Below are 20,392 nucleotides of genomic sequence, written 5' to 3'. Positions count from 1 at the left end.
TATAAAGCGGGCCCGGCCCGGGGCGTAGGAAACTTCCCTCGGGATTTCGCGGGGGCGAATTGCGCGGAATTTCCCGGCCGCGGCCGCCGGGCGCTTTTCCGCTACTCGGCCTTGATCCCCGCCGCCTTGATCACCTGCGCCCATTTCTCGACCTCGGCCTTCTGGAAGGCCGCGATCTGCGCCGTGCCCAGGTCCGCGGGCTCCATGCCGAAGCCCTTGAGCTTGTCCTGCATCTCCGGGGTCGCGAGGATGGTGCGGATCTCCGTGTGCAGCCGCTGCACCACCGGCGCGGGCGTGCCCGCGGGCACGAAGATCGCCTGCCACGACACCACCTCGAAGTCCTGCAGCCCCGCGATGCCCGACTCGGCCACCGTCGGCACCTCGGGCATCGAGGCCAGCCGCTTCGCCGAGGTGACGGCGATCGCGCGCAGCTTGCCGCTCTGGATGTGCGGGCCGGCCACCACCGTGGTGTCGAACATCATGTCGACTTGGCCGCCGATCACGTCCTGGATCGCCGGGCCGCTGCCCTTGTAGGGGATGTGCGTGAACTTCACGCCCGACTTGTAGGCCAGCAGTTCCAGCGCCAGGTGCTGCGAGGTGCCGGTGCCGGCCGAGGCCGACGAGAGCCCGCCGGCCTTGGCCTTGCTGGCCTCGAGCACGTCCTTGAGCGTCTTGTGCGGGCTCGCCTGGTTCACCACCAGCACCACCGGGTTGGTGCCGATCAGCGTGACCGGCGCGAAGGATTTCTGCGGGTCGTAGCCGATCTTTGGGTAAAGGCTCACGTTGATCGCGTGCGAGCTGATGGTGCCGCCGACCAGCGTGTAGCCGTCGGGCGCGGCGCGCGCGCCGATCTCCGAGCCGACGCTGCCGCCGGCCCCGCCCTTGTTGTCGATGATGACGCTGGTGTGGAGCACCGGCCCGAGCTTCTGGCCGATCAACCGGCCCAGCACGTCGGTGGTGCCGCCGGCCGGGAAGGGCACGAGGTAGGTGATGGCCTTGCCCGTCGGCCAGTTGCCCTGGGCGAAGGCATGGGGCAGGGCGGCGAGCAGCGGCGTGGCGAGGGCGCTGCGGATCAGGGTGCGGCGTTGCATGGCGGTGCTCACGGCTTGATGTTGAGCTTGGTGATCAGCGCCTTGAAGTAGGCGTTGTCCTTGGCCAGCGTCTCCTTGAAGGCCGCGCCGTCGGTGTAGACGTAGCCCAGGTTCTGCTTGTCCATCACCTCGTGCATCAGCGGCTCGGCCGCGGTCTTGGCCGTGATCTCGCGCAGCCGCGCCATCACCTCGGGCGGCGTGTTCTTCGGCGCGCCCAGACCGCGCCAGGTGCCGATCGTGAGGTCGATGCCGCGCTCCTTCGCGGTCGGCACCTTCTCGAAGCCCTTCACGCGCTGGTCGGCCATCACCATCAGCACCTTGAGCTTGCCGCCCTGCACGTGGGTCGTCACCTCGGCCGGGCTCACGGCCACGGCGTCGATGTGGCCGCCGAGCAGCGCGAGCACCGCGGGCGCCGCGCCCTGGAAGGGGATGTGGCCGAATTTGGTGCCGGTCTTGTCCTCGAGCGCGGCCGCGGCCAGGTGCCAGATCGAGCCGTTGCCCGAGTTGCCGACGTTCACCTTGCCCGGGTCCTTCTTCGCGGCGGCGAGGAAGTCCTCGATCGTGTTCCAGGGCGAGTCGGCCTTCACCGTGATCGCGGCCGGGTCGGCATTGAGCTGCGCGATCGGCTGGAAGTCGTCGTAGTTGAACTTCGCCAGGCCCAGGTGCGGCAACGTGAGCAGCTCGACCGTGAGCACCGCGAGCTTGTAGCCGTCGGGCTTGGAATTGATCACCTCGGTCCAGCCGATGGCGCCGCCCGCGCCGGGGCGGTTGACGATCACGATGGGCTGCGAGATGTACTTGCGGCTCGCGTCCGAGAAGGCGCGCGCCAGGCCGTCGGTGCCGCCGCCGGGCTGGTAGGGCACCAGCAGCTCGATGGTGCGGTTCGGATAGTCGCTGGCCTGCGCCGAGGCCGTGGCGGCCAGGCCCAGCGAGAGCGCGGCCGTCGCCGAGAGGGCGGCGAGGCCGCGGAGGAAGTCGTTTCTGTTCATGTTGTCTCCAGTGGTTGTTGTTGCGAAAACTCAGGGCATGTACTGCCCGCCGTTCACCTCGATGACCTGCCCCGTGACATAACCCGAGAGCTGTTCCGAAGCGAGGAAGAGAAAGGCGCCCACGCACTCCTCGGGCTCTCCGAGGCGTCCCATCGGGATGCCGGCCCTGAAGTTCTCGAGCATCGCGGGCGTGGAGAAGCGGTCCTGGAACGGCGTCTGGATCACGCCCGGCGCCACCGCGTTGACGCGGATGCGGTCGCCCACCAGTTCCTTGGCCAGCCCGTGGGTGGCCGTGCTCACGAAGCCCTTGGCGCCCGCGTAGAGATAGGCGGCGGGGCCGCCGCCGGTGCGTGCCGCGACCGAGGTCACGTTGATGATGTTGCCGCCGCCCTCCCGGCGCATCAGCGGCACCGTCTCGCGGCAGAAGGCGAGCACCGAGCGCGCGTTGACATGCAGCACCTCGTCGAACAGCGCATCGTCGAACTCGGCGATCGGCACCCGCTTGACCAGGCTGCCGGCGTTGTTCACCAGCACGTCGATGCGGCCGAACTCGGTGGCGGTGCGCTGCACGCAGTCGCGGATCGCGGCCGTGTCGCGCACGTCGGCCTTGACCGCGAAGGCGCTGCCGCCGGCGGCGCGGATGGTCTCGACCACCTGGTTCGCGGCATCGGCCGAGCTGTTGTAGTGCACCGCCACGCGCATGCCGCGCGCGGCGAAGGCGATGGCCACCGCGGCACCGATGCCGGTGCTGGCGCCGGTCACGAGGGCGGTCTTGTTCCTGAGGTCTTCCATGGGGCTTGTCGTGGTTGGAGAAAAAAAGCCCGGCCGTCTCGCGGCGGCCGGGCGGTGGGTCACTTCGGCGCGATGCCCGCCACGCTCGGCGAGCGGTACTCGAGCACCCACTTGATCGTGAGCGGCGCCGCCAGGCTGAAGGCCGGCGTGCTGCAGCGGATGCTGGTCTTCAGCGCGCCGGTCGGCGTGTTGTAGTCGAGGTTCTCGCGCACGTCGACCGCCGCGCAGTCCTGCAGGCCCTCGACCGCGAAGCCCTGCACGTCGCCGTTCGCGAAGGCGAAGCGGTTGCCGCCGAGCGCGCGGGCACCGTCGGAGTAGCTGCCGAACTCGAGCTCGAGCTTCGCGATGTCGAGCGCGGCCGCGGGCGTGTAGGTGTCGACGCGCGTGATCCGGCCGGGTTCGAAGGTGTAGCGCGTGCTCGAGGTGATGCGCGGGTCCTTGATCGGGTCGTTGCCCGAGGTGGCGCGGTCCATCGCGTCCTGGTCGTAGCTCACGGTGAGCACCTGGCCGGCCTCGGCGATCTTCAGGTTCTTCTGGTAGGCCGCGGGGATCAGCGGCTGCGAACCGGTCGCCACGGTGAAGCGCGGCTGCAGCTGCGGCCACTGGGTGTCGGCCACGCCCGAGAGCATGTTGTAGGAGTGGGGGATCGCGAAGTAGGGGTTGGTGTGGTGGTAGGTCTTCGCACCGTTGACCACCGGCAGGCTGATCACGCGCAGGCCGTCGCGGTAGGTCACCAGGCCGCGGTCGTAGGTCGAGGCTGCGCCGTCGAAGCCCGCGAACTTCGTGAGCGTGGCGCGCGGCTGCCTGTCGAGGTAGGCCAGGAAGGTCTGCGTCGACACCGGCGCCTTCTGCGCGTAGCCGGCCGACTTCCAGAGGTTGTTGGTGTAGATCAGCTGGTGCGACAGGCTCAGGTTCTCGCCGAGCACGCGGTCGATGCCGCGGTAGCTGTCGACGCGCCGGCCCTTCTGCCACATGTTGAGCGAGCCGAGCTCGGCGTCGTACCAGAACTCCACGTACTTGGCCGTGACGCGCGTGGCGAAGGCATAGGCGATCTGCTTCTCCTCCTCGTTCAGCACGTTCATGTGCTCGGCGGCCGACAGCACTTCAGCGAAGGCCGTGTCGGCATAGCCCGCGAGGCTGCGGCCGTAGTCCACGCCGTTGCCGGCCGGGTTCAGCCGCACCTTGATCACGTCCACCGACTGGCGCAGCCAGCCCTTGAGCGAGGCCTCGTCCTCGGCCGACACCGTCATGCCGGTCTCGATCAGCCGCTGCATGATCTCGCCGATCAGCAGCACGCTGTAGCGGTCGAAGCGGCCGCTGCCGTCGGTCTCGTCGGAGAAGCCGAAGGCCGAGAAGGTCTTGTAGTGGTTGATCATCTTCTGCAGCAGCGCCTCGCTGGCCTCGGGGCCTTCCCAGCCCATGAGGTGGCGCAGGCGCGCGATGCTGAAGGCCACGCCGTAGTAGTTGGTCGGCAGCCCGATCAGCGAATAGTCGGCAGGGTCGACGAAGGCGGTCCAGTTGAGTTTGGTCTTGAGCTTGTCGAGCGTGGCCGGCGAGATCGCGGCGCCGCTGCCCTCGAGCAGGCCGGCCTTCTTGAGCTTCCACAGCGCCGACATGTAGTAGTAGATGCCCCAGCTGTCGTTGGTCACGTCGATGGTCGCGTCGGCGATCTCGCGGTAGCCGTCGATGTACTCGCGGTACTTGGGGTCGGAGCTGGGCGTGTTCAGCAGGATGTACGAAAAGCCGATCGCCACCTTGCCGGGCAGGAACTTGTCCTTGCTGCCGGGCGCGAACACCTTCTGCCCCAGCAGCACGGTGTCGAGTTTCTGCGCGCGCACCTGCGCGAACAGGCGCTCGATGGTGGGCAGCAGGTGGCTGCTCACGATCTCGTCCATCGGCGTGTTCGACAGCTTCGGCTGGGCTGCCTGCACCTCGGGCGGCACGGGTGTCTCGGGCGGCGGGTTGTTCGCCGCGGGTGGCAGCGGCACGAAGCTCGCTCCGCCACCACCGCCGCCGCCGCCACACGCGGCCAGCAGGGCAGCGCCGGCGATCATGCTCGCCACCAAACGGGTTCTTTGCATCCTCGGTCTCCTCTCTCGGTTGAAAGAAGGACGCCCGGCCCCCTTTGCCGGGTCGTCCGGAATACCCGCGCCTGCCTCTTTTTTCTCAGGTCACGGGAGCCGGGTTGAAGAGCACCAGCGCGTTGTGCAACTGCCAGTGCTCGGCCCAGGTTTTCTTCCGGCCGCTGGCGACGTCGAGCATCAGGCGGAACAGCTCCCAGCCCACCTCCTCGATCGTGGCGTCGCCATCGGCGATGCGGCCCGCGTTCACGTCCATCAGGTCGTGCCAGCGGCGCGCGAGGTCGCTGCGCGTGGCGACCTTGATGACCGGTACCTCGGCCAGCCCGTAGGGCGTGCCGCGGCCCGTGGTGAACACGTGCAGGTTGATGCCGGCCGCGAGCTGCAGCGTGCCGCAGATGAAGTCGCTGGCCGGCGTGGCGGTGTAGATCAGGCCCTTGTGCGTGGCCTTCTCGCCGGGCGCGAGCACGCCCGAGATCGGCGCCGAGCCCGACTTCACGATCGAGCCCATCGCCTTCTCGACGATGTTCGACAGGCCGCCCTTCTTGTTGCCGGGCGTGGTGTTGGCGCTGCGGTCGACGCGGCCCTTGCGCAGGTAGTCGTCGTACCAGGCCATCTCGCGGACCATGGCCTCGGCCACCGCGGGCGTGCTGGCGCGCGCGGTGAGCTGGTCGATGCCGTCGCGCACCTCGGTGGTCTCGGAGAACATCACGGTGGCGCCGGCGCGCACCAGCAGGTCGGTGCAGAAGCCCACGGCCGGGTTGGCGGTGACGCCCGAGAAGGCGTCGCTGCCGCCGCACTGCACGCCCACCACGAGCTCGCTCGCGGGCACGGTCTCGCGCCGGCGCGCGTTCAGCCGTGCGAGGTGCTGCTCGGCCTGCCGCATGACCGAATCGATCATCGACATGAAGCCCACGTGTTCGTCGTCCTGCAGGCAGACCACGTCGAGATCGGCATCGCGGCCATCGGCGATCGGAATGCTGCCGGGCGGCAGCAGGCGCTCGGGCTGCAGCTTCTCGCAGCCCAGGCTCACCACCATCACCTCGCCGCCGAAGTTCGGATTGAGGCTGATGTTGCGCAGGGTGCGGATCGGCACGATCGCGTCGGGCGCGTCGATCGCCACGCCGCAGCCATAGCCGTGCTCGAGCGCGACCACGTCGTCGACGTTCGGGTACTTGGGCAGCAGCTCGCGCTTGATGCGCTGCAGCGCGAACTCGGTGACGCCGGCCACGCACTGCACCGTCTGCGTGATCGCGAGGATGTTGCGCGTGCCCACCGAGCCGTCGGCATTGCGGTAGCCCTCGAAGCTGAAGCCCTCGAGCGGCGCCATCGGCGGCGGCTTGACGGTGGCGATCGGCAGGCCGTCGAGCTCGGGCGCGGTCGGCATGCGCATCACGCGCTCGTGCACCCAGCTGCCGCGCGGCAGCGCCTTCTGCGCATAGCCGATCACCACGTCGTAGCGCCGGATCGCCTCGCCCTCGGCGAGGTCGGCCAGCGCCACCTTGTGGCCCTGCGGCACGTTGTCCACCAGCGCGAGGCCGTCGGCGAACACCGCGCCGGCCTTCAGGCCGCCGTCGTTGGCGACGATGGCGACGTTGTCCGCCGGATGGATGCGGATGTACAGCGGCGGGCGCACGGGCTCGGTCATCAGCGCACGACCATGAACATGCTCGGCAGCCAGGTCGAGAAGGCCGGCACGAAGGTCACGACGCCGAGCGCGAAGATCAGCGCGCCGTAGAACGGCCAGATGGTGCGCATCACCTGGCCCACCGACACGCCCCCGATCGCGCAGCCCACGAACTGGGTGGTGCCCACGGGCGGGGTGTTGAGGCCGAGCGCGCAGTTGATCAGCATCACCACGCCGAACTGCACCGAGCTCATGCCGTAGTGCTGCGCGATCGGCAGGAAGATCGGCGTGCACAGCAGGATGGTGGCCGCCATGTCGAGGAAGGTGCCGAGCACGAACAGGATGATGTTGATCAGCAGGAAGATCATCCACGGCGTGGTCGTGACCTGCGACAGCATCTGGCCCGTGAGCTCGGCCACGCCGTAGAGGCTGATGAGGTAGCCGAAGGTGCTCGAGATGCCGATCAGCAGCAGGATCACGCCGGTGGTGCGCACCGCCTTCGAGGCCGCCTTGATGAAGTGCTCCCACTTCAGCGTGCGGTAGAGGAAGATGGTGAGCAGCAGCGCGTAGATCACCGCGACCGCGGCCGACTCGGTGGCCGTGAAGATGCCCGACAGGATGCCGCCGAGGATCAGCACCACCACGAACAGGCCGGGCAGCGCGGCGGCGAAGGAGCGCCACACGATGTCCCAGCCCGGGAAGGTGCCCGCGGGATAGCCGCGCTTCACCGCCACCAGGTAGGCGGCCGCGAGGTTGCTGAGCGTGAGCACCGCCGCCGGCAGCAGCGCCGCGAGGATCAGCGCCGCGATCGACACCTTGCCGCCCGCTGCCAGCGAATAGATGATCAGGTTGTGGCTGGTGGGCATGAGCGCGCCGACCAGGGCCGCGTGGGTCGTCACGTTGACCGCGTAGTCGGCGTGGTAGCCCTCCTTCTTCATCATCGGGATCATCACGGCGCCCATGGCCGAGACGTCGGCCACGGGCGAGCCCGAGACGCCGCCGAACAGCGTGCAGGCCACCACGTTCGACATGCCGAGGCCGCCGCGCACGTGGCCCACCAGCGCGCGCGCGAAGTTGACGATGCGGTCGGCGATGCCGCCGTACAGCATGAGCTCGCCCGCGAAGATGAAGAAGGGGATCGCGAGGAACGAGAAGATGCCCATGCCCGAGGTCATCTGCTGGAAGCCGACCGCCAGCGGCAGGCCTTCGTAGAGCAGGGTGGCGAGCGCGGACAGGCCGATGGAGAAGGCCACCGGCACGCCGAGCAGCAGGAACAGCGTGAACGAGAGGCAGAGGATGAGGAGCGGGATCGTCATGATGGCGGCTTATCCCCAGGCGGGTTCGACTTCGCGGCCCTTGGCGAGCGCGATGATGTGTTCGATGGAAAACAGGACGATCAGCACGCCCGAGACGGCGGCGGGGATGTACTTCCAGCCTTCGGAGATCCACAGCGTGGGCAGCCGGTATTCCCAGACCGAATCGGCCAGCTCGGCGCAGTTCCAGGCCATGGCGGCGCCGAAGACCAGGATCAGCGCGTGGATCAGGTATTCCATCTTCAGCCGCAGCCAGTCGGGCGCGAGCACGAGGAAGGACTCGAGGCCGATGTGGCCGGCGTCGCGCACGCCCACGGCCACGCCGAGCATGGTGACGTAGAGCACCAGCAGCAGCGCGAGGCTCTCGGCCCAGGTCGGGGTGTTGTTGAGCACGTAGCGGCCGAACACCTGCCAGCTCACCGCGCAGATCACCGCGACGAGTCCGAGGATGCCCAGCCACATGCAGGCACGCGCGAGCGTGCGGCAGAGTTTGGTGTACATGAGGTCTTCCTTCTTTCTTCCTCCCCCTCGGGGAAGGACAGGGGAGGGGGCAGGCGGTGCTTGCGTCGGGCGCCGCCGTGCCTCCATCCCGGCCTTCCCCCGGCGGGGGAAGGAGCCAATTCAGCGAACCGGTCCGGTTACTTCGTGTCCTGCACCCGCTTCACCAGGTCCTTGAGCTTCGCGTCGGTGATGAACTTGTCGTACACCGGCTTCATCGCGGCCTGGAAGGCGGCCTTGTCGATGTCGATGATCTCGGCGCCGCCGGCCTTCACGGTGGCCAGCGACTTCACTTCGCGCTCCTCCCACTGCTTGCGCATGTAGGGCACCGATTCCTTGGCGGCCTGGCGGATCCAGCCCTGCTCCTCGGCCGAGAGCTTGTCCCAGGCGCGCTTGGAGAACAGCAGCATCTCGGGCGCCATCGAGTGCTCGGTCCTGGTGTAGTACTTGGCCACCTCGAACAGGCGCGCGCTCTCGTAGCTCGGATAGTTGTTCTCGGCCGCGTCGACCAGGCCGGTCTTCAGGCCCGTGTAGACCTCGCCCATGGGCATCGGCGTGGCGTTCGCGCCCATGGCCTCGATCATCGAGACCCAGAGGTCGGACTGCTGCACGCGCACCTTCAGGCCCTTCATGTCGGCGAAGCTGCGCACCGGCTTCTTGGCCGTGAACATCGAGCGCGCGCCGCTGTCGTAGAAGGCCAGGCCGATGAAGCCCTGCTTCTCGCAGGACTTGAGGATCTCCTCGCCGACCGGACCGTCGAGCACCTTGTGCAGGTGGTCGACCGAGCGGAACAGGAAGGGCATGGTGGGCACCTGCGTCTCGGCGCAGATGTTGTTCATCGGCGCGATGTTCACGCGCACCATCTGCAGCGCGCCGATCTTGGTCTGCTCGATGGTGTCCTTCTCGCTGCCGAGCGCGCTGTTGTTGAAGACCTTGATGCTGTGCTTGCCGCCCGACAGCGCCTTGAGGCGCTCGCTCATGAACTTGACGGCGGTGACGGTGGGGTAGTCGTCGGGATGGATGTCGGCCGAGCGGAACTCGGTGGCGCTGGCGGCCAGGGTGGTCAGCATGGCCGCGGCGCCGACTGCAAGTGCGATGAGTGTCTTCTGGAGTTTCATGTCTGTCTCGTCCTCTGATCGTTGGTTGTCGTGAAAATGAAAGCGCAAAGACTCGGGTACCCAATCAAGTGCCGTGCATCGGCTCGGGAAATCCAGTGACGCCCGGCCGCAGCGCGAACACCCCGCCGGCCAGCGGCTGGTCCGACAGGTCGGTGTGGCCCGGCCGGATCGAGGTGACGAACAGGGTGTCGAGGCCCGCGCCGCCGAAGGCGCACATCGCGGGCTTCTTCACCGGCACCGCGAGCGAGCGGTCGAGCCGTCCCCCGGGCGTGAAGCGGTGGACCAGGCCGGCGTCGTTGCCGCAGATCCAGTAGCAGCCCTCGGTATCGATCGCGGCGCCGTCGGGGCGGCCGGGCAGGGGCTTCATGTCGACGAACAGGCGGCGGTTCGACGGCGTGCCGCTGGCGGTGTCGTAGTCGAAGGCCCAGATCGCCTGCACGCTCGGGTGCGAATCGGAGAGGTACATCGTGCGGCCGTCGGGGCTCCAGGCCAGGCCGTTGGGCACGATCAGGTCGTCGAGGCGCAAGGCGGCGCTCGCGTCGCCCCGGCCGTGGCTGTAGAGGCGGCCGACGCGCGCGCCCGCGGCCATGTCCAGCAGCATGGTGCCGGCCCAGAAGCGGCCCTGGCGGTCGCAGCGGCCGTCGTTGAAGCGCATCGCGGGAGCCGCGTGCTCGACCGGCGCGACCGACGTGGCGGCCAGCGTGCCGTCGGCCCGCGGTTCGAGCGAGAACAGGCCGCTCTCCATGCCCGCGATCCAGGTGCCGGGGCGGTCGGCGCGCGGCGCGATGCAGGCGATCATCTCGGGCGCGGTCCAGCTGGCATGGCCCTCGGTGGCGTGCCAGCGGTGCAGCGCGCGCGCCGGGATGTCGACCCAGTAGAGCGCCTGCTCGGCCGCATGCCAGACCGGGCTTTCGCCGGTGCCGTTGCGCGCGTCGAGAACGAGTTCGGCCTGCATGCTGGGCGTGCCGCTCAATCGCCGAACGGGCCCTGCGCCGTGAAGGCACCGCCCTGGTAGATCGCGTTGGGATCGGTGGGGGCCACCGGCGGCTGCTGCTCGATCTTGTCGCGGAACACCTCGGAGCCGTCCTGCGGCACGAAGCCCAGGTGCGCGGCCGCGCTGTTGTCCCACCACACGTCGCGGTTGGCCGACATGCCGTAGGCCACCGTGTGCTTCACGCCGGGCGTGAACAGCGACTTCTCGATCAGCGTGGTGAGGTCGCGGTAGCTGAGCCAGGTGCTCATCATGCGGCGGTTCGCCGGCTCGGGGAACGAGGAGCCGATGCGGATGCTCACGGTCTCGATGCCCCAGCGGTCGAAGTAGAACTGCGCCATGTCCTCGCCGAAGGACTTCGACAGGCCGTAGTAGCCGTCGGGCCGACGCGCGGCACGGGCGTCGATGTGCTCGTCCTGCCGGTAGAAGCCGATCACGTGGTTCGAGCTCGCGAACACCACGCGCTTCACGCCGTGGCGGCGCGCGGCCTCGTAGACGTTGAAGACGCCCTTGATGTTGGCCTCGAGGATTTCCTCGAACGGCCGCTCGACCGACACGCCACCCAGGTGGACGATGGCATCGCAGCCCTCGACCAGCGCATGCACCGCGGCCTTGTCCGCGAGGTCGCAGGGCACCACTTCCTCGCTCGCGTCGGCGGCCGGCGCGAGCGCCGCGATGTCGGACACGCGCAGCACGTCCGCATAGGGCTTGAGCCGATCGCGCAGCACCTTGCCGAGGCCGCCAGCGGCGCCGGTCAACAGCAGCCGGTTGAGTTTCTTGTTCGATTCCATCCGTCGCTCGTCCTTACAGCTTGGTGATGCGCTCGGGCAGGTCGCGGCCGTGGTACTTCTTGTAGATCGCGTTGAGCTTGCCGTTCTTCTGGTTCGTCACGACCCAGTTGTTGATCCACTCCTTGAGCTTGGGCTGCTCCTTGTTGAGCGCGATGCCCAGGTCGAAGTCCTTCTGCGAGAACTTCAGCTCGAGGTTCTTGGCCGGGGCCTGCTTGATCATCTCGCTGAGGTTCGAAGGCGTGCTCGAGAACAGGTCGATCTGGCCCGTGACCATCGAGGTGATCAGCGTGGCGTCGTCCTCGTAGCGCACGATCTCGGCACCCTTGGCCTGCTGGGTGGTCAGCGTGTCGTTGACGGTGGCGCGCGTCAGGCCGATGCGCTTGCCGTTGAGGTCGGCGTAGTCCGTGACCTTGATGCTCCTGGGGCCGCCCACGATGATGCTGATGACGGCGTAGGGCGTCGAGAAGTCGACCACCTTCTCGCGCTCGGGCGTGATCGACAGGTCGGCCACCACGATGTCGGCGCGCTGCGCCTGCAGCGTGGGCACGCGCGCGGCGTTGGTGACCGAGACGATCTCGAGCTTCACGCCCAGGTCCTTGGCCAGTTGCGCGGCGGTGTCGACGTCGGAGCCGGTGGGCTGCAGGTTGGCGTCGGCGAAGCTGAACAGCGGCGTGCCCATGGCGATCGCGACGCGGATCTTGCCGGCCTTCCTGATGTCGTCGAGCTGGTCGGCCATGGCGGCCTGTGCCACGCCGGCCACGAGGGCCAGCGCGATGCAGCTGCGGGTGAAGGCTTTGCCGAGTTTCATGAATATCTCCTGGTGTGGTTTGGTATGGGAGTAAAGAGAAAGACCCGGGCTGCCTGTTTACAGCCCGTTGTTCAGGAAGGCATGCAGCTCCGGCGTGCGTGGCGCGTCGAGCATCTCGCCGGGGCCGGTCTCCCACACGGTGCCCTGGTGCATGTAGATGATCCGGTCGGCCACGCGCTTGGCGAAGGCCATCTCGTGCGTCACCAGCAGCATGGTCATGCCGCCGGCCGCGAGGTCCTCCATCACGCGCAGCACCTCGCCGGTGAGCTGGGGATCGAGCGCCGAGGTCACCTCGTCGAACAGCATGACCTTGGGCGACATCGCGAGCGAGCGCGCGATGGCCACGCGCTGCTGCTGGCCGCCCGAGAGCTGCTCGGGATAGGCGTCGGCCTTCTGCTTGAGGCCCACCTGGTCGAGCACGCGGATCGCGACCTCGGCGGCCTCGCCGCGCGAGAGCTTCTTCACGTGGCGCAGCGCCAGCATGATGTTCTCCTGCACCGTGAGATGGGGGAACAGGTTGTAGCTCTGGAACACGATGCCGACCTCGAGCCGCAGGCGCTTGAGGTCGACCGCGGGATCGTCGACGCGGATGCCGCAGACCTCGATGCTGCCGCGGTCGATCACCTCGAGCCGGTCGATGCAGCGCAGCGCCGTGCTCTTGCCCGAGCCGCTGGCGCCGATGATGGCGATCATCTCGCCCTTGGCGACCTCGAACGAGACGCCCTTGAGCACCTGGTTCGCGCCGAAGCTCTTGTAGACCTGGTCCAGGCGCACGATGGGCGCGGCGCCCGGGACCTGCGCGGCACCGCCGCCGGCCGTGCCGACGCTGGCGTCCATGTAGGGGGTGCGCAGGGATTCAACGATTGGCGACATTGAGCTTCTTCTCCATCGCTTCGCTCCAGCGCGACAGCGGATAACACAGGGCGAAATAGAAAGCGCCGACCAGGAGGAAGACCAGGAAGGGCTGGAAGATGGTGTTGTTGATGATCTGGCCGGCGCGCGTGAGCTCGACGAAGCCGATCACCGAGGCCAGCGAGGTCATCTTGATGATCTGCACCAGGAAGCCGACCGTGGGCGGCAGCGACAGGCGCACCGCCTGCGGGATGATCACCAGGCGCAAGGTCTGCCAGCGCGTGATGGCCAGGCATTCGGAGGCTTCCCACTGCGGCTTGGGCATGGCCTCGACGCAGCCGCGCCAGATGTCGCCGAGGTAGGCGCTGACGTAGATCATCATCGCGATGCCGGCCGCGATCAGCGAGGGCAGCGCGAGGCCGTAGACCGAGAGGCCGAAGTAGACGATGAACAGCAGGATCAGCAGCGGGATGCCCTGGATGCACTCGATGTAGACCAGCGCGAACCAGCGCAGCCAGGGCCGCGGCGAGATGCGCGCGAGCATCAGGCCGAAGCCGCCGATGGCGCCGAGCGCGAAGGCGATGGCCGACAGCACCAGGGTCCAGCCGATGGACTGCACCAGGTACATCAAATGCGTGAAGGTGAAGTGGCCGATGCTCACGCTGCACCCCCATGGATCGCAACGGCGGCCGCTGCGGCCGGCTGCGCCTTGCCGGCCTGCGCGGCCGCGCGGCGCACCACACGGCGGCGGCGGAACATGTACTCGCCGAGCGCCCAGGTCACGAGCTTGATGAGAAGCGACAGCACCAGGTAGAGCGCCGCGACCACGATGTAGGTCTCGAGCGAGCGGAAGGTGTCGGACTGCACGGTGTTGGCGATCGCCGTGAGCTCCTCGGCCGAGATCTGCGAGGCCATCGCCGAGGCCTGCATCATCAGCAGGAACTGGCTCGTGAGGGCGGGGTACACCTTCTCGATCGAGGGCTGCAGCATCACGTGCCAGCCGATGCGCCATTTCGACAGGCCCAGGCATTCGGCGGCCTCGATCTGCCCGCGCGGCACCGACTCGAGGCCGGCGCGGATGATCTCGGCCGCGTAGGCCGCGATGTTGATCACCATCGCCAGCACCGCGGCCGCGAAGGTCGGCATGCGCAGGCCGAAGCTCGCGAGGCCGAAATACAAAAGGAAGATCTGGACCAGGAACGGCGTGTTGCGCACCACCTCGATGTAGATCGAGCAGGCGCGCGACAGGGGCCGGATGCGGCTGCGCTTGGCGAAAGCCACCAGCGTGCCCACGCACACGCCGATCAGCACGGCCAGCGCGGTCATCTTCAGGGTCAGCCATGCCCCGTTGACGAACACGGGCCAGTACGATGCCAGCGGAGAGAAATCGAGCGAATACTTCATGCGAAAGCCGCTTCCGGAACACCACCCGCGGCGGTGCGAAAAAGGCGCTTGGACAGTTTTTGAGTGATAGGTTATCTGTTGTCGTACAACTTACGGGAGATTATGATCGTGGGCATGGACCAGACGACTGCGGGTAATCCCTTGGTTTCCGATGCGCCGGAAACCGGCGCCTCCGCCGCGAAGGGCGGCAGCGCCTTCGTGGGGCGGCCGCGCCAGCGCGCGCGCGGACTGGCGCACGGCCTGGTGGAAGACCTGGGCGAGAAGATCCGCAGCCAGGCGCTGCGGCCGGGCGACAAGCTGCCGACCGAGTCGGCCATCATGCAGGCCTATGGCGTGAGCCGCACCGTGGTGCGCGAGGCGCTGTCGAAGCTGCAGGCCGGCGGGCTGGTGGAGACCTTGCACGGCGTCGGCACCTTCGTGCTGCAGCCGCGCCCGGGCGGGGTGTTCCGGCTCGAGCCGGGCGAGATCGCGACCTCGGTCGACGTGCTGGCCGTGCTCGAGCTGCGCATCAGCCTCGAGACCGAGTCCGCCGGGCTGGCCGCGAGCCGCCGCACCGAGGAGCAACTGGTCGCGATGCGCCAGGCGCTCGACGATTTCGAGCACAACGTGACCGTCTCGGGCGACACCGTGGCGCCCGACTTCCGCTTCCACCTGCAGATCGCCCAGTCGACCGGCAACCCCTATTTCGCCGACATCATGCGGCACCTGGGCACGACGATCATCCCGCGCACCCGCATCAGCGCGATCCGCCACCAGGAGGGCGGGGCCTACCTCAGCCGCGTCAACCGCGAGCATGAAGAGATCTATGCGGCGATCGCGCGGCGCGACCCCGAGTCGGCCCGCGCCGCGATGCGCATCCACCTGACCAACAGCCGCGAACGGCTGCGCATGGCGCAGGAAGCGGCGCAGAAGAAGGCCGAAGCGGCCAAGTCCTCCGATAACTAGCCCCGCGAACGCCTTTTGGCGTTCGTGATGCTGGACAACTTGTTTTTCTAGTTGTACGATGACTGATAACTCGCAAGGCCAACGAGCGAGGCATCGACCATCGAGACAACTGGAGGCAGAGGATGACCATCAAACGCCGCGGCGCGCTCAGCGCCGCACTGGCCACGACGTTGGCCGCAAGCCTGCCGGGGTTCGCCCTGGCGCAAGCCGGCACCGCCGGCTGGCCCGCGAAGCCGCTGCGCATCGTGGTGCCGTACCCGCCCGGCGGTTCGTCGGACATCATCGCGCGCGCCATCAGCCAGCCGCTGTCGGAGGCGCTGAAGCAGCCGGTGATCGTCGAGAACAAGCCCGGCGCCAACGGCAATCTGGGCGCCGACTTCGTCGCCAAGTCCGCGCCCGACGGCTACACGCTGCTGCTGTGCGACGTGGGCGCGCTGGCGATCAGCCCCTCGGTCTACACCAGGCTGTCCTTCGATCCGTCGAAGGACCTGCGCGGCGTGACCATGCTGGCCTATTCGCCGCACCTGCTGGTGGTGCATCCGTCGGTGAAGGCCAACAACCTCAAGGAACTGGTCGCGCTCTCGAAGACCTCCGAGCTGAATTTCGCCGTGACCGCCACCGGCAGTGCACCGCACCTGGCCGGCGTGGCGCTCGAGCGCGCGAGCGGCGCCAAGTGGACCTACGTGCCCTACAAGGGCGGCGTGCAGGCGGTGCAGGACACCGTCTCGGGCCAGACCCAGGTGCTGATGAACGGCATGCTCGCCACCCTGCCGCAGGTGCAGGGCGGCCGCCTCAAGGTGCTGGGCGTGTCCAAGGCCACGCGCATGCCGCTGATCGGCGACGTACCGACCATCGCCGAGCAGGGCGTGCCCGGCTACGAATCGGGCACCTGGCAGGGCGTGCGCGTCGCGCGCGGCACGCCCGAGGCCATCGTGCAGCGCCTCAACAAGGAACTGATCGCCGTCATCCGCACGGCCGACATCCGCTCGCGCCTCGCGGGGCAGGGCGCCGAGGTGGTGACCATGACCCCGGCCGAGGAGGAGCGCTTCTTCGACAAGGAACGCGCGCGCTGGGCCAAGGTGGTGGCCGACGCCAGCATCAAGCTCGACTGAACGCGCTCGCCGCTTCCAACCCTTTCTTCATTTCTTTCACTGGACGTTTTCTTCGATGAACCCGCAAGAACTCAAAAACATCATGGGCTCCGGCCTGCTCTCGTTCCCGCTGACCGACTTCGATGCCAATGGCGACTTCGACCAGAAGGGCTACATCGAGCGCCTCGAATGGCTCGCGCCCTACGGCGCCAGCGCGCTGTTCGCGGCCGGCGGCACGGGCGAGTTCTTCTCGCTGACCGGCGAGGAGTACCCCGGCATCATCCAGACCGCGGTCGACACCTGCCGCGGCAAGGTGCCGATCATCGCGGGCGCAGGCGGCCCCACGCGCTTCGCGATCCAGTGCGCGCAGGCGGCCGAGAAGGCCGGCGCGCACGGCATCCTGCTGCTGCCGCACTACCTGACCGAAGCCGGCCAGGACGGCATCGCCGCGCACGTCGAGGCCGTGTGCAGGAGCGTGAAGTTCGGCGTGATCGTCTACAACCGCGCCACCAGCCGCCTCAAGCCCGACACGCTGGCGCGCCTGGCCGAACGCAACCCGAACCTGGTGGGCTTCAAGGACGGCGTGGGCGACATCGAGGCGATGGTCGCCATCTACCAGAAGATGGGCGACCGCTTCGCCTACCTGGGCGGCCTGCCCACGGCCGAGGTCTACGCCGCGGCCTACAAGGCCATGGGCACGCCGGTGTATTCGTCGGCCGTCTTCAACTTCATCCCGAAGACCGCGATGGACTTCTACAACGCCGTCGCCAACGACGACCTGCCGACCCAGCACCGCCTGCTGAAGGACTTCTTCATGCCCTACCTCGAGCTGCGCAACCGCGTGCCGGGCTACGCCGTGAGCATCGTCAAGGCCGGCGCCAGGATCGTCGGCCATGACGCCGGCCCGGTGCGCGCGCCGCTGACCGACCTCAAGCCCGACGAGGTCGCGCAGCTCGCCGCGCTGATCGAGAAGCTGGGTCCGCAGTAAGCGGCGCCGCTGTCGAAAGAGAAGCAAATACAAAACACCGGAGATGACGACATGCTGAAGAAACTGTTCCTCGTTGCCGCCGCCGCGGCGCTGTTCTCGGGTTGCGCCAATGTCATGCCCACGGGCGGCGGCAGCGCCTCCGATGCGGCCGACGTGGCCGCGGCCGCCGAGCGCCTGCGCATCGCGATGGTCGACCCGACCCGTCCCGCGCTGTCGGCGCTGGTGGCCGACGAGCTCAGCTACGGCCATTCGGGCGGCAAGGTCGACACCAAGGAAAGCTTCATCGCCGACCTGCTCGACGGCAAGTCCGACTTCGTGACCATCACCATCACCGAGCAGACCGTGAAGGTGGTCGATGCCCGCACCGCCATCGTGCGCCATGCGCTGGCCGCCGACACCAACGACTCGGGCAAGCCCGGCAAGGTGGCGCTGAAGATCCTCGGCGTGTGGCAGAAGCAGGGCGGCAACTGGAAGCTGCTCGCGCGCCAGGCCGTGCGCGCCTCCTGATCCGGGGCAGACACGCATGAAGCGCAGAGCATTGCTCGCGGCCGGCCTGGCCGCCGCGGCCTGGCTGCCGATGGCCACCTTCGCACAAGGCGACTGGCCATTGCAGAAGCCCGTGACCGTCATCGTGCCGTTCCCCGCGGGCGGCTCCACCGACATGGTGGCGCGCGCGCTGGCGCTGCAGCTGCAGACGAAGCTCGGCGGCAGCTTCGTGGTCGACAACCGGCCCGGTGCCACCGGCACCATCGGCACCGGCTTCGTCAAGCGCGCGGCGCCCGACGGCTACACCCTGCTGGTGTCCTCGCTCGGCGCCTTCGTCGTCACGCCGCACCTGCAGAAGAGCGTGCCCTACGACGCGACCAAGGACTTCGACTACATCAGCGTGCCGGTGCAGGCGCCCAACGTGCTGGTGGCCAATGTCGCACGGCCCGAGAAGACCGTCGACGAGGTGCTCGCGCTGCTGCGCAAGACGCCGGGCAAGGTCTCGTTCGCGAGCTCGGGCAACGGATCGTCCGATCACCTGTCGGCCGAGCTGTTCTGGCAGCAGACGAAGACCGAGGGCGTGCACGTGCCCTACAAGGGCGGCGCGCCGGCGGTCAACGACCTGCTCGGCAACCAGGTCGACTTCTCGTTCCAGAACGTCAATGCCGTGCTGCCGCACATCCGCGCCGGCAAGCTGCGCGCCATTGCCGTCACCGGCGACAAGCGCTCGCCCGTGCTGCCCGAGGTGCCCACGCTGGCCGAGGCCGGCGTGAAGGGCGCCGAGGTCTATTCGTGGCAGGGCGTGGCCGCGCCGCGCGGACTGCCGCCGGCCACGAAGAAGAAGCTGGCCGATGCCGTGGTGGCCGCGATGCAGGATCCCGAGACCAGGAAGCGCATGCTCGAGCAGGGCCTCGAGATCGTCGCGAGCACGCCCGAGGAATTCACCGCTTTCCAGGCGCGCGAATGGACGCGCTGGAAGACCCTGATCGAAACCCGCCACATCACCGCCGATTGATCACGCCGATCGACAAGGGCCCCGCGGGCCCGCAGCCTTCAGAACCGACGCCAAAGCCATGACGCTCCCGGACTCCCGTTCCTCCACCCCCGTCGTCACCGAGATGCAGGTGATCCCGGTCGCGGGCCGCGACAGCATGCTGATGAACCTCAGCGGCGCGCACGGTCCCTTCTTCACGCGCAACCTGCTGATCCTCACCGACAGCGCCGGGCGCACCGGCGTGGGCGAGGTGCCAGGCGGCGAGAAGATCCGCCAGACGCTCGAGGACGCGCGTGCCCTGGTCGTGGGCCAGCCCATCGGCAACCACAACGCCGTGCTCAACGCCATGCGCCGCGAGTTCGCCGCGCGCGACAGCGGCGGGCGCGGCCTGCAGACCTTCGACCTGCGCGTGACCATCCATGCGGTCACGGCCGTCGAGGCCGCGCTGCTCGACCTGCTGGGCCAGTTCCTCGAGGTGCCGGTGGCGGCGCTGCTCGGCGAGGGCCAGCAGCGCGACGCGGTGCAGATGCTCGGCTACCTGTTCTACGTCGGCGACCGCGCGAAGACCGACCTGCCCTACGACAGCGACCCCGGCGCCGACAACGACTGGTTCCGCCTGCGCCACGAGGAGGCCATGACGCCCGAGGCCATCGTGCGCCTGGCCGAGGCCGCGCATGCACGCTACGGCTTCACCGACTTCAAGCTCAAGGGCGGCGTGCTGCGCGGCGAGGAGGAGGTGGAGGCGATCCGCGCGCTGCACGAGCGCTTTCCGCAGGCGCGCGTCACGCTCGATCCCAACGGCGGCTGGCTGCTGGCCGACGCGGTGCGGCTGTGCCGCGACCTGCATGGCGTGATGGCCTATGCCGAGGACCCGTGCGGCGCCGAGGGCGTGTTCTCGGGCCGCGAGGTGATGGCCGAGTTCCGCCGCGCCACCGGCCTGCCCACGGCCACCAACATGGTCGCCACCGACTGGCGCGAGATGGTCCACAGCCTGTCGCTGCAGTCGGTCGACATCCCGCTGGCCGACCCGCACTTCTGGACCCTGGCCGGGTCGGTGCGCGTGGCCCAGCTGTGCCAGGCCTGGGGCCTGACCTGGGGCTCGCATTCGAACAACCACTTCGACGTTTCGCTGGCCATGTTCACGCACGTGGCGGCGGCCGCGCCCGGCAAGGTCACGGCCATCGACACGCACTGGATCTGGCAGGACGGCCAGCGCTTGACCAGGGAGCCGCTGCGCATCGAGGGCGGCTTCGTGAAGGTGCCCACGCGCGGCGGCCTCGGCGTGGAGCTCGACATGGACGAAGTCAAAAAAGCTCACGCGCTCTACTTGAAGCATGGCCTGGGCGCGCGCGATGATGCGCAGGCGATGCAGTACCTGATCCCCAACTGGCGCTTCGACAACAAACGGCCCTGCATGGTCCGCTGAGCGCGCCGGCTTCACCCCCTCATTCCGTTCTTTCCGCAGCAACAAGGATGCATTCCATGCAGAACCACGACAACCTGATCGGCGGCGAATGGCGCGCCGGCGCGAGCTAC

Annotated in this window: 20 protein-coding genes; 6 read left to right on the top strand and 14 right to left on the bottom strand. The window is 68.3% G+C overall.

The annotated features are described in order from the left end of the window. Positions 1-101: 101 nt before the first annotated feature. From ACODT0_RS03195 to ACODT0_RS03130, 14 genes are all read right to left on the bottom strand, one after another. Entirely contained in the window at positions 102-1,091 is a 990-nt protein-coding gene (locus ACODT0_RS03195; protein WP_057594533.1) for a Bug family tripartite tricarboxylate transporter substrate binding protein, read from the bottom strand. Between the two features lie 8 nt (positions 1,092-1,099). Then, positions 1,100-2,080: a Bug family tripartite tricarboxylate transporter substrate binding protein gene (locus ACODT0_RS03190; RefSeq protein WP_489040557.1), complete on the bottom strand. Its 981-nt coding sequence runs from the start codon at positions 2,078-2,080 to the stop codon at positions 1,100-1,102. A 30-nt stretch (positions 2,081-2,110) separates the two neighbouring features. Then, positions 2,111-2,872: an SDR family NAD(P)-dependent oxidoreductase gene (locus ACODT0_RS03185; protein ID WP_489040556.1), complete on the bottom strand. Its 762-nt coding sequence runs from the start codon at positions 2,870-2,872 to the stop codon at positions 2,111-2,113. A gap of 59 nt (positions 2,873-2,931) precedes the next feature. After that, complete coding sequence (locus tag ACODT0_RS03180; protein ID WP_261210496.1) at positions 2,932-4,953, bottom strand: lipocalin family protein; 2,022 nt, start codon at positions 4,951-4,953, stop codon at positions 2,932-2,934. An 85-nt stretch (positions 4,954-5,038) separates the two neighbouring features. Next, entirely contained in the window at positions 5,039-6,598 is a 1,560-nt protein-coding gene (gene garD / locus ACODT0_RS03175) for a galactarate dehydratase (RefSeq protein ID WP_261210497.1), read from the bottom strand. Next, positions 6,598-7,893 (bottom strand): TRAP transporter large permease, encoded by a 1,296-nt coding sequence (locus ACODT0_RS03170; protein WP_057594506.1) that lies wholly within the window; start codon positions 7,891-7,893, stop codon positions 6,598-6,600. Before ACODT0_RS03170 ends, garD begins: the two co-directional genes overlap by 1 nt. 9 nt (positions 7,894-7,902) lie before the next feature. Then, a complete protein-coding gene (locus ACODT0_RS03165; protein ID WP_057594505.1) occupies positions 7,903-8,391 on the bottom strand; it encodes a TRAP transporter small permease in 489 nt (162 codons plus the stop codon). 137 nt (positions 8,392-8,528) lie between these two features. Beyond that, positions 8,529-9,506: a TRAP transporter substrate-binding protein gene (locus ACODT0_RS03160; RefSeq protein WP_261210498.1), complete on the bottom strand. Its 978-nt coding sequence runs from the start codon at positions 9,504-9,506 to the stop codon at positions 8,529-8,531. Between the two features lie 64 nt (positions 9,507-9,570). Further along, positions 9,571-10,461: an SMP-30/gluconolactonase/LRE family protein gene (locus ACODT0_RS03155; protein ID WP_489040776.1), complete on the bottom strand. Its 891-nt coding sequence runs from the start codon at positions 10,459-10,461 to the stop codon at positions 9,571-9,573. Between the two features lie 14 nt (positions 10,462-10,475). Beyond that, the gene (locus tag ACODT0_RS03150) at positions 10,476-11,288 is read right to left on the bottom strand and encodes an NAD-dependent epimerase/dehydratase family protein (RefSeq protein ID WP_489040555.1); all 813 of its coding nucleotides are present in this window, start codon (positions 11,286-11,288) and stop codon (positions 10,476-10,478) included. 13 nt (positions 11,289-11,301) lie between these two features. Then, positions 11,302-12,096, bottom strand: a complete 795-nt coding sequence (locus ACODT0_RS03145) for a transporter substrate-binding domain-containing protein (protein ID WP_413763993.1) — start codon at positions 12,094-12,096, stop codon at positions 11,302-11,304. A gap of 57 nt (positions 12,097-12,153) precedes the next feature. Further along, positions 12,154-12,969 carry an amino acid ABC transporter ATP-binding protein gene (locus ACODT0_RS03140; RefSeq protein ID WP_409976511.1) on the bottom strand — a complete coding sequence of 272 codons (816 nt, stop codon included), beginning with the start codon at positions 12,967-12,969 and terminating at the stop codon, positions 12,154-12,156. Next, positions 12,953-13,576, bottom strand: coding sequence for an amino acid ABC transporter permease (locus ACODT0_RS03135; RefSeq protein WP_489040775.1), 624 nt, complete (start codon positions 13,574-13,576; stop codon positions 12,953-12,955). Before ACODT0_RS03135 ends, ACODT0_RS03140 begins: the two co-directional genes overlap by 17 nt. A 29-nt stretch (positions 13,577-13,605) precedes the next feature. Beyond that, entirely contained in the window at positions 13,606-14,352 is a 747-nt protein-coding gene (locus ACODT0_RS03130; protein WP_057594499.1) for an amino acid ABC transporter permease, read from the bottom strand. A gap of 114 nt (positions 14,353-14,466) precedes the next feature. On the opposite strand from ACODT0_RS03130, the gene ACODT0_RS03125 reads away from it, so the two are divergent. From ACODT0_RS03125 to gudD, 6 genes are all read left to right on the top strand, one after another. After that, positions 14,467-15,297 (top strand): FadR/GntR family transcriptional regulator, encoded by an 831-nt coding sequence (locus tag ACODT0_RS03125; RefSeq protein WP_057594531.1) that lies wholly within the window; start codon positions 14,467-14,469, stop codon positions 15,295-15,297. Between the two features lie 122 nt (positions 15,298-15,419). Next, positions 15,420-16,409 carry a Bug family tripartite tricarboxylate transporter substrate binding protein gene (locus ACODT0_RS03120; RefSeq protein WP_057594498.1) on the top strand — a complete coding sequence of 330 codons (990 nt, stop codon included), beginning with the start codon at positions 15,420-15,422 and terminating at the stop codon, positions 16,407-16,409. Positions 16,410-16,464: 55 nt separating this feature from the next. Next, positions 16,465-17,376, top strand: coding sequence for a 5-dehydro-4-deoxyglucarate dehydratase (gene kdgD, locus ACODT0_RS03115; RefSeq protein ID WP_057594497.1), 912 nt, complete (start codon positions 16,465-16,467; stop codon positions 17,374-17,376). A 51-nt stretch (positions 17,377-17,427) separates the two neighbouring features. Next, on the top strand, positions 17,428-17,883 hold the full coding sequence (locus ACODT0_RS03110) for a nuclear transport factor 2 family protein (RefSeq protein ID WP_057594496.1): 456 nt from the start codon (positions 17,428-17,430) through the stop codon (positions 17,881-17,883). Between the two features lie 16 nt (positions 17,884-17,899). Next, the gene (locus tag ACODT0_RS03105; RefSeq protein ID WP_057594495.1) at positions 17,900-18,877 is read left to right on the top strand and encodes a Bug family tripartite tricarboxylate transporter substrate binding protein; all 978 of its coding nucleotides are present in this window, start codon (positions 17,900-17,902) and stop codon (positions 18,875-18,877) included. Between the two features lie 58 nt (positions 18,878-18,935). Next, entirely contained in the window at positions 18,936-20,282 is a 1,347-nt protein-coding gene (gene gudD / locus ACODT0_RS03100) for a glucarate dehydratase (protein ID WP_479672053.1), read from the top strand. The last annotated feature ends 110 nt before the right edge of the window (positions 20,283-20,392 follow it).

Source organism: Variovorax sp. FG153, assembly GCF_057809595.1.
This window is presented reverse-complemented; position numbering and strand designations above follow the sequence as displayed.

What these genes read in the sequence shown, in the direction of transcription:
- ACODT0_RS03125 (WP_057594531.1), top strand. Translation starts at nt 14,467, where the DNA reads ATGGACCAGACGACTGCGGGTAATCCCTTGGTTTCCGATGCGCCGGAA.
- ACODT0_RS03185 (WP_489040556.1), bottom strand. Translation starts at nt 2,872, where the DNA reads ATGGAAGACCTCAGGAACAAGACCGCCCTCGTGACCGGCGCCAGCACC.
- ACODT0_RS03145 (WP_413763993.1), bottom strand. Translation starts at nt 12,096, where the DNA reads ATGAAACTCGGCAAAGCCTTCACCCGCAGCTGCATCGCGCTGGCCCTC.
- ACODT0_RS03165 (WP_057594505.1), bottom strand. Translation starts at nt 8,391, where the DNA reads ATGTACACCAAACTCTGCCGCACGCTCGCGCGTGCCTGCATGTGGCTG.
- ACODT0_RS03130 (WP_057594499.1), bottom strand. Translation starts at nt 14,352, where the DNA reads ATGAAGTATTCGCTCGATTTCTCTCCGCTGGCATCGTACTGGCCCGTG.
- ACODT0_RS03170 (WP_057594506.1), bottom strand. Translation starts at nt 7,893, where the DNA reads ATGACGATCCCGCTCCTCATCCTCTGCCTCTCGTTCACGCTGTTCCTG.
- ACODT0_RS03135 (WP_489040775.1), bottom strand. Translation starts at nt 13,576, where the DNA reads ATGTACCTGGTGCAGTCCATCGGCTGGACCCTGGTGCTGTCGGCCATC.
- ACODT0_RS03195 (WP_057594533.1), bottom strand. Translation starts at nt 1,091, where the DNA reads ATGCAACGCCGCACCCTGATCCGCAGCGCCCTCGCCACGCCGCTGCTC.
- ACODT0_RS03140 (WP_409976511.1), bottom strand. Translation starts at nt 12,969, where the DNA reads ATGTCGCCAATCGTTGAATCCCTGCGCACCCCCTACATGGACGCCAGC.
- ACODT0_RS03160 (WP_261210498.1), bottom strand. Translation starts at nt 9,506, where the DNA reads ATGAAACTCCAGAAGACACTCATCGCACTTGCAGTCGGCGCCGCGGCC.
- ACODT0_RS03105 (WP_057594495.1), top strand. Translation starts at nt 17,900, where the DNA reads ATGAAGCGCAGAGCATTGCTCGCGGCCGGCCTGGCCGCCGCGGCCTGG.
- ACODT0_RS03155 (WP_489040776.1), bottom strand. Translation starts at nt 10,461, where the DNA reads ATGCAGGCCGAACTCGTTCTCGACGCGCGCAACGGCACCGGCGAAAGC.
- ACODT0_RS03110 (WP_057594496.1), top strand. Translation starts at nt 17,428, where the DNA reads ATGCTGAAGAAACTGTTCCTCGTTGCCGCCGCCGCGGCGCTGTTCTCG.
- kdgD (WP_057594497.1), top strand. Translation starts at nt 16,465, where the DNA reads ATGAACCCGCAAGAACTCAAAAACATCATGGGCTCCGGCCTGCTCTCG.
- garD (WP_261210497.1), bottom strand. Translation starts at nt 6,598, where the DNA reads ATGACCGAGCCCGTGCGCCCGCCGCTGTACATCCGCATCCATCCGGCG.
- gudD (WP_479672053.1), top strand. Translation starts at nt 18,936, where the DNA reads ATGACGCTCCCGGACTCCCGTTCCTCCACCCCCGTCGTCACCGAGATG.
- ACODT0_RS03190 (WP_489040557.1), bottom strand. Translation starts at nt 2,080, where the DNA reads ATGAACAGAAACGACTTCCTCCGCGGCCTCGCCGCCCTCTCGGCGACG.
- ACODT0_RS03120 (WP_057594498.1), top strand. Translation starts at nt 15,420, where the DNA reads ATGACCATCAAACGCCGCGGCGCGCTCAGCGCCGCACTGGCCACGACG.
- ACODT0_RS03180 (WP_261210496.1), bottom strand. Translation starts at nt 4,953, where the DNA reads ATGCAAAGAACCCGTTTGGTGGCGAGCATGATCGCCGGCGCTGCCCTG.
- ACODT0_RS03150 (WP_489040555.1), bottom strand. Translation starts at nt 11,288, where the DNA reads ATGGAATCGAACAAGAAACTCAACCGGCTGCTGTTGACCGGCGCCGCT.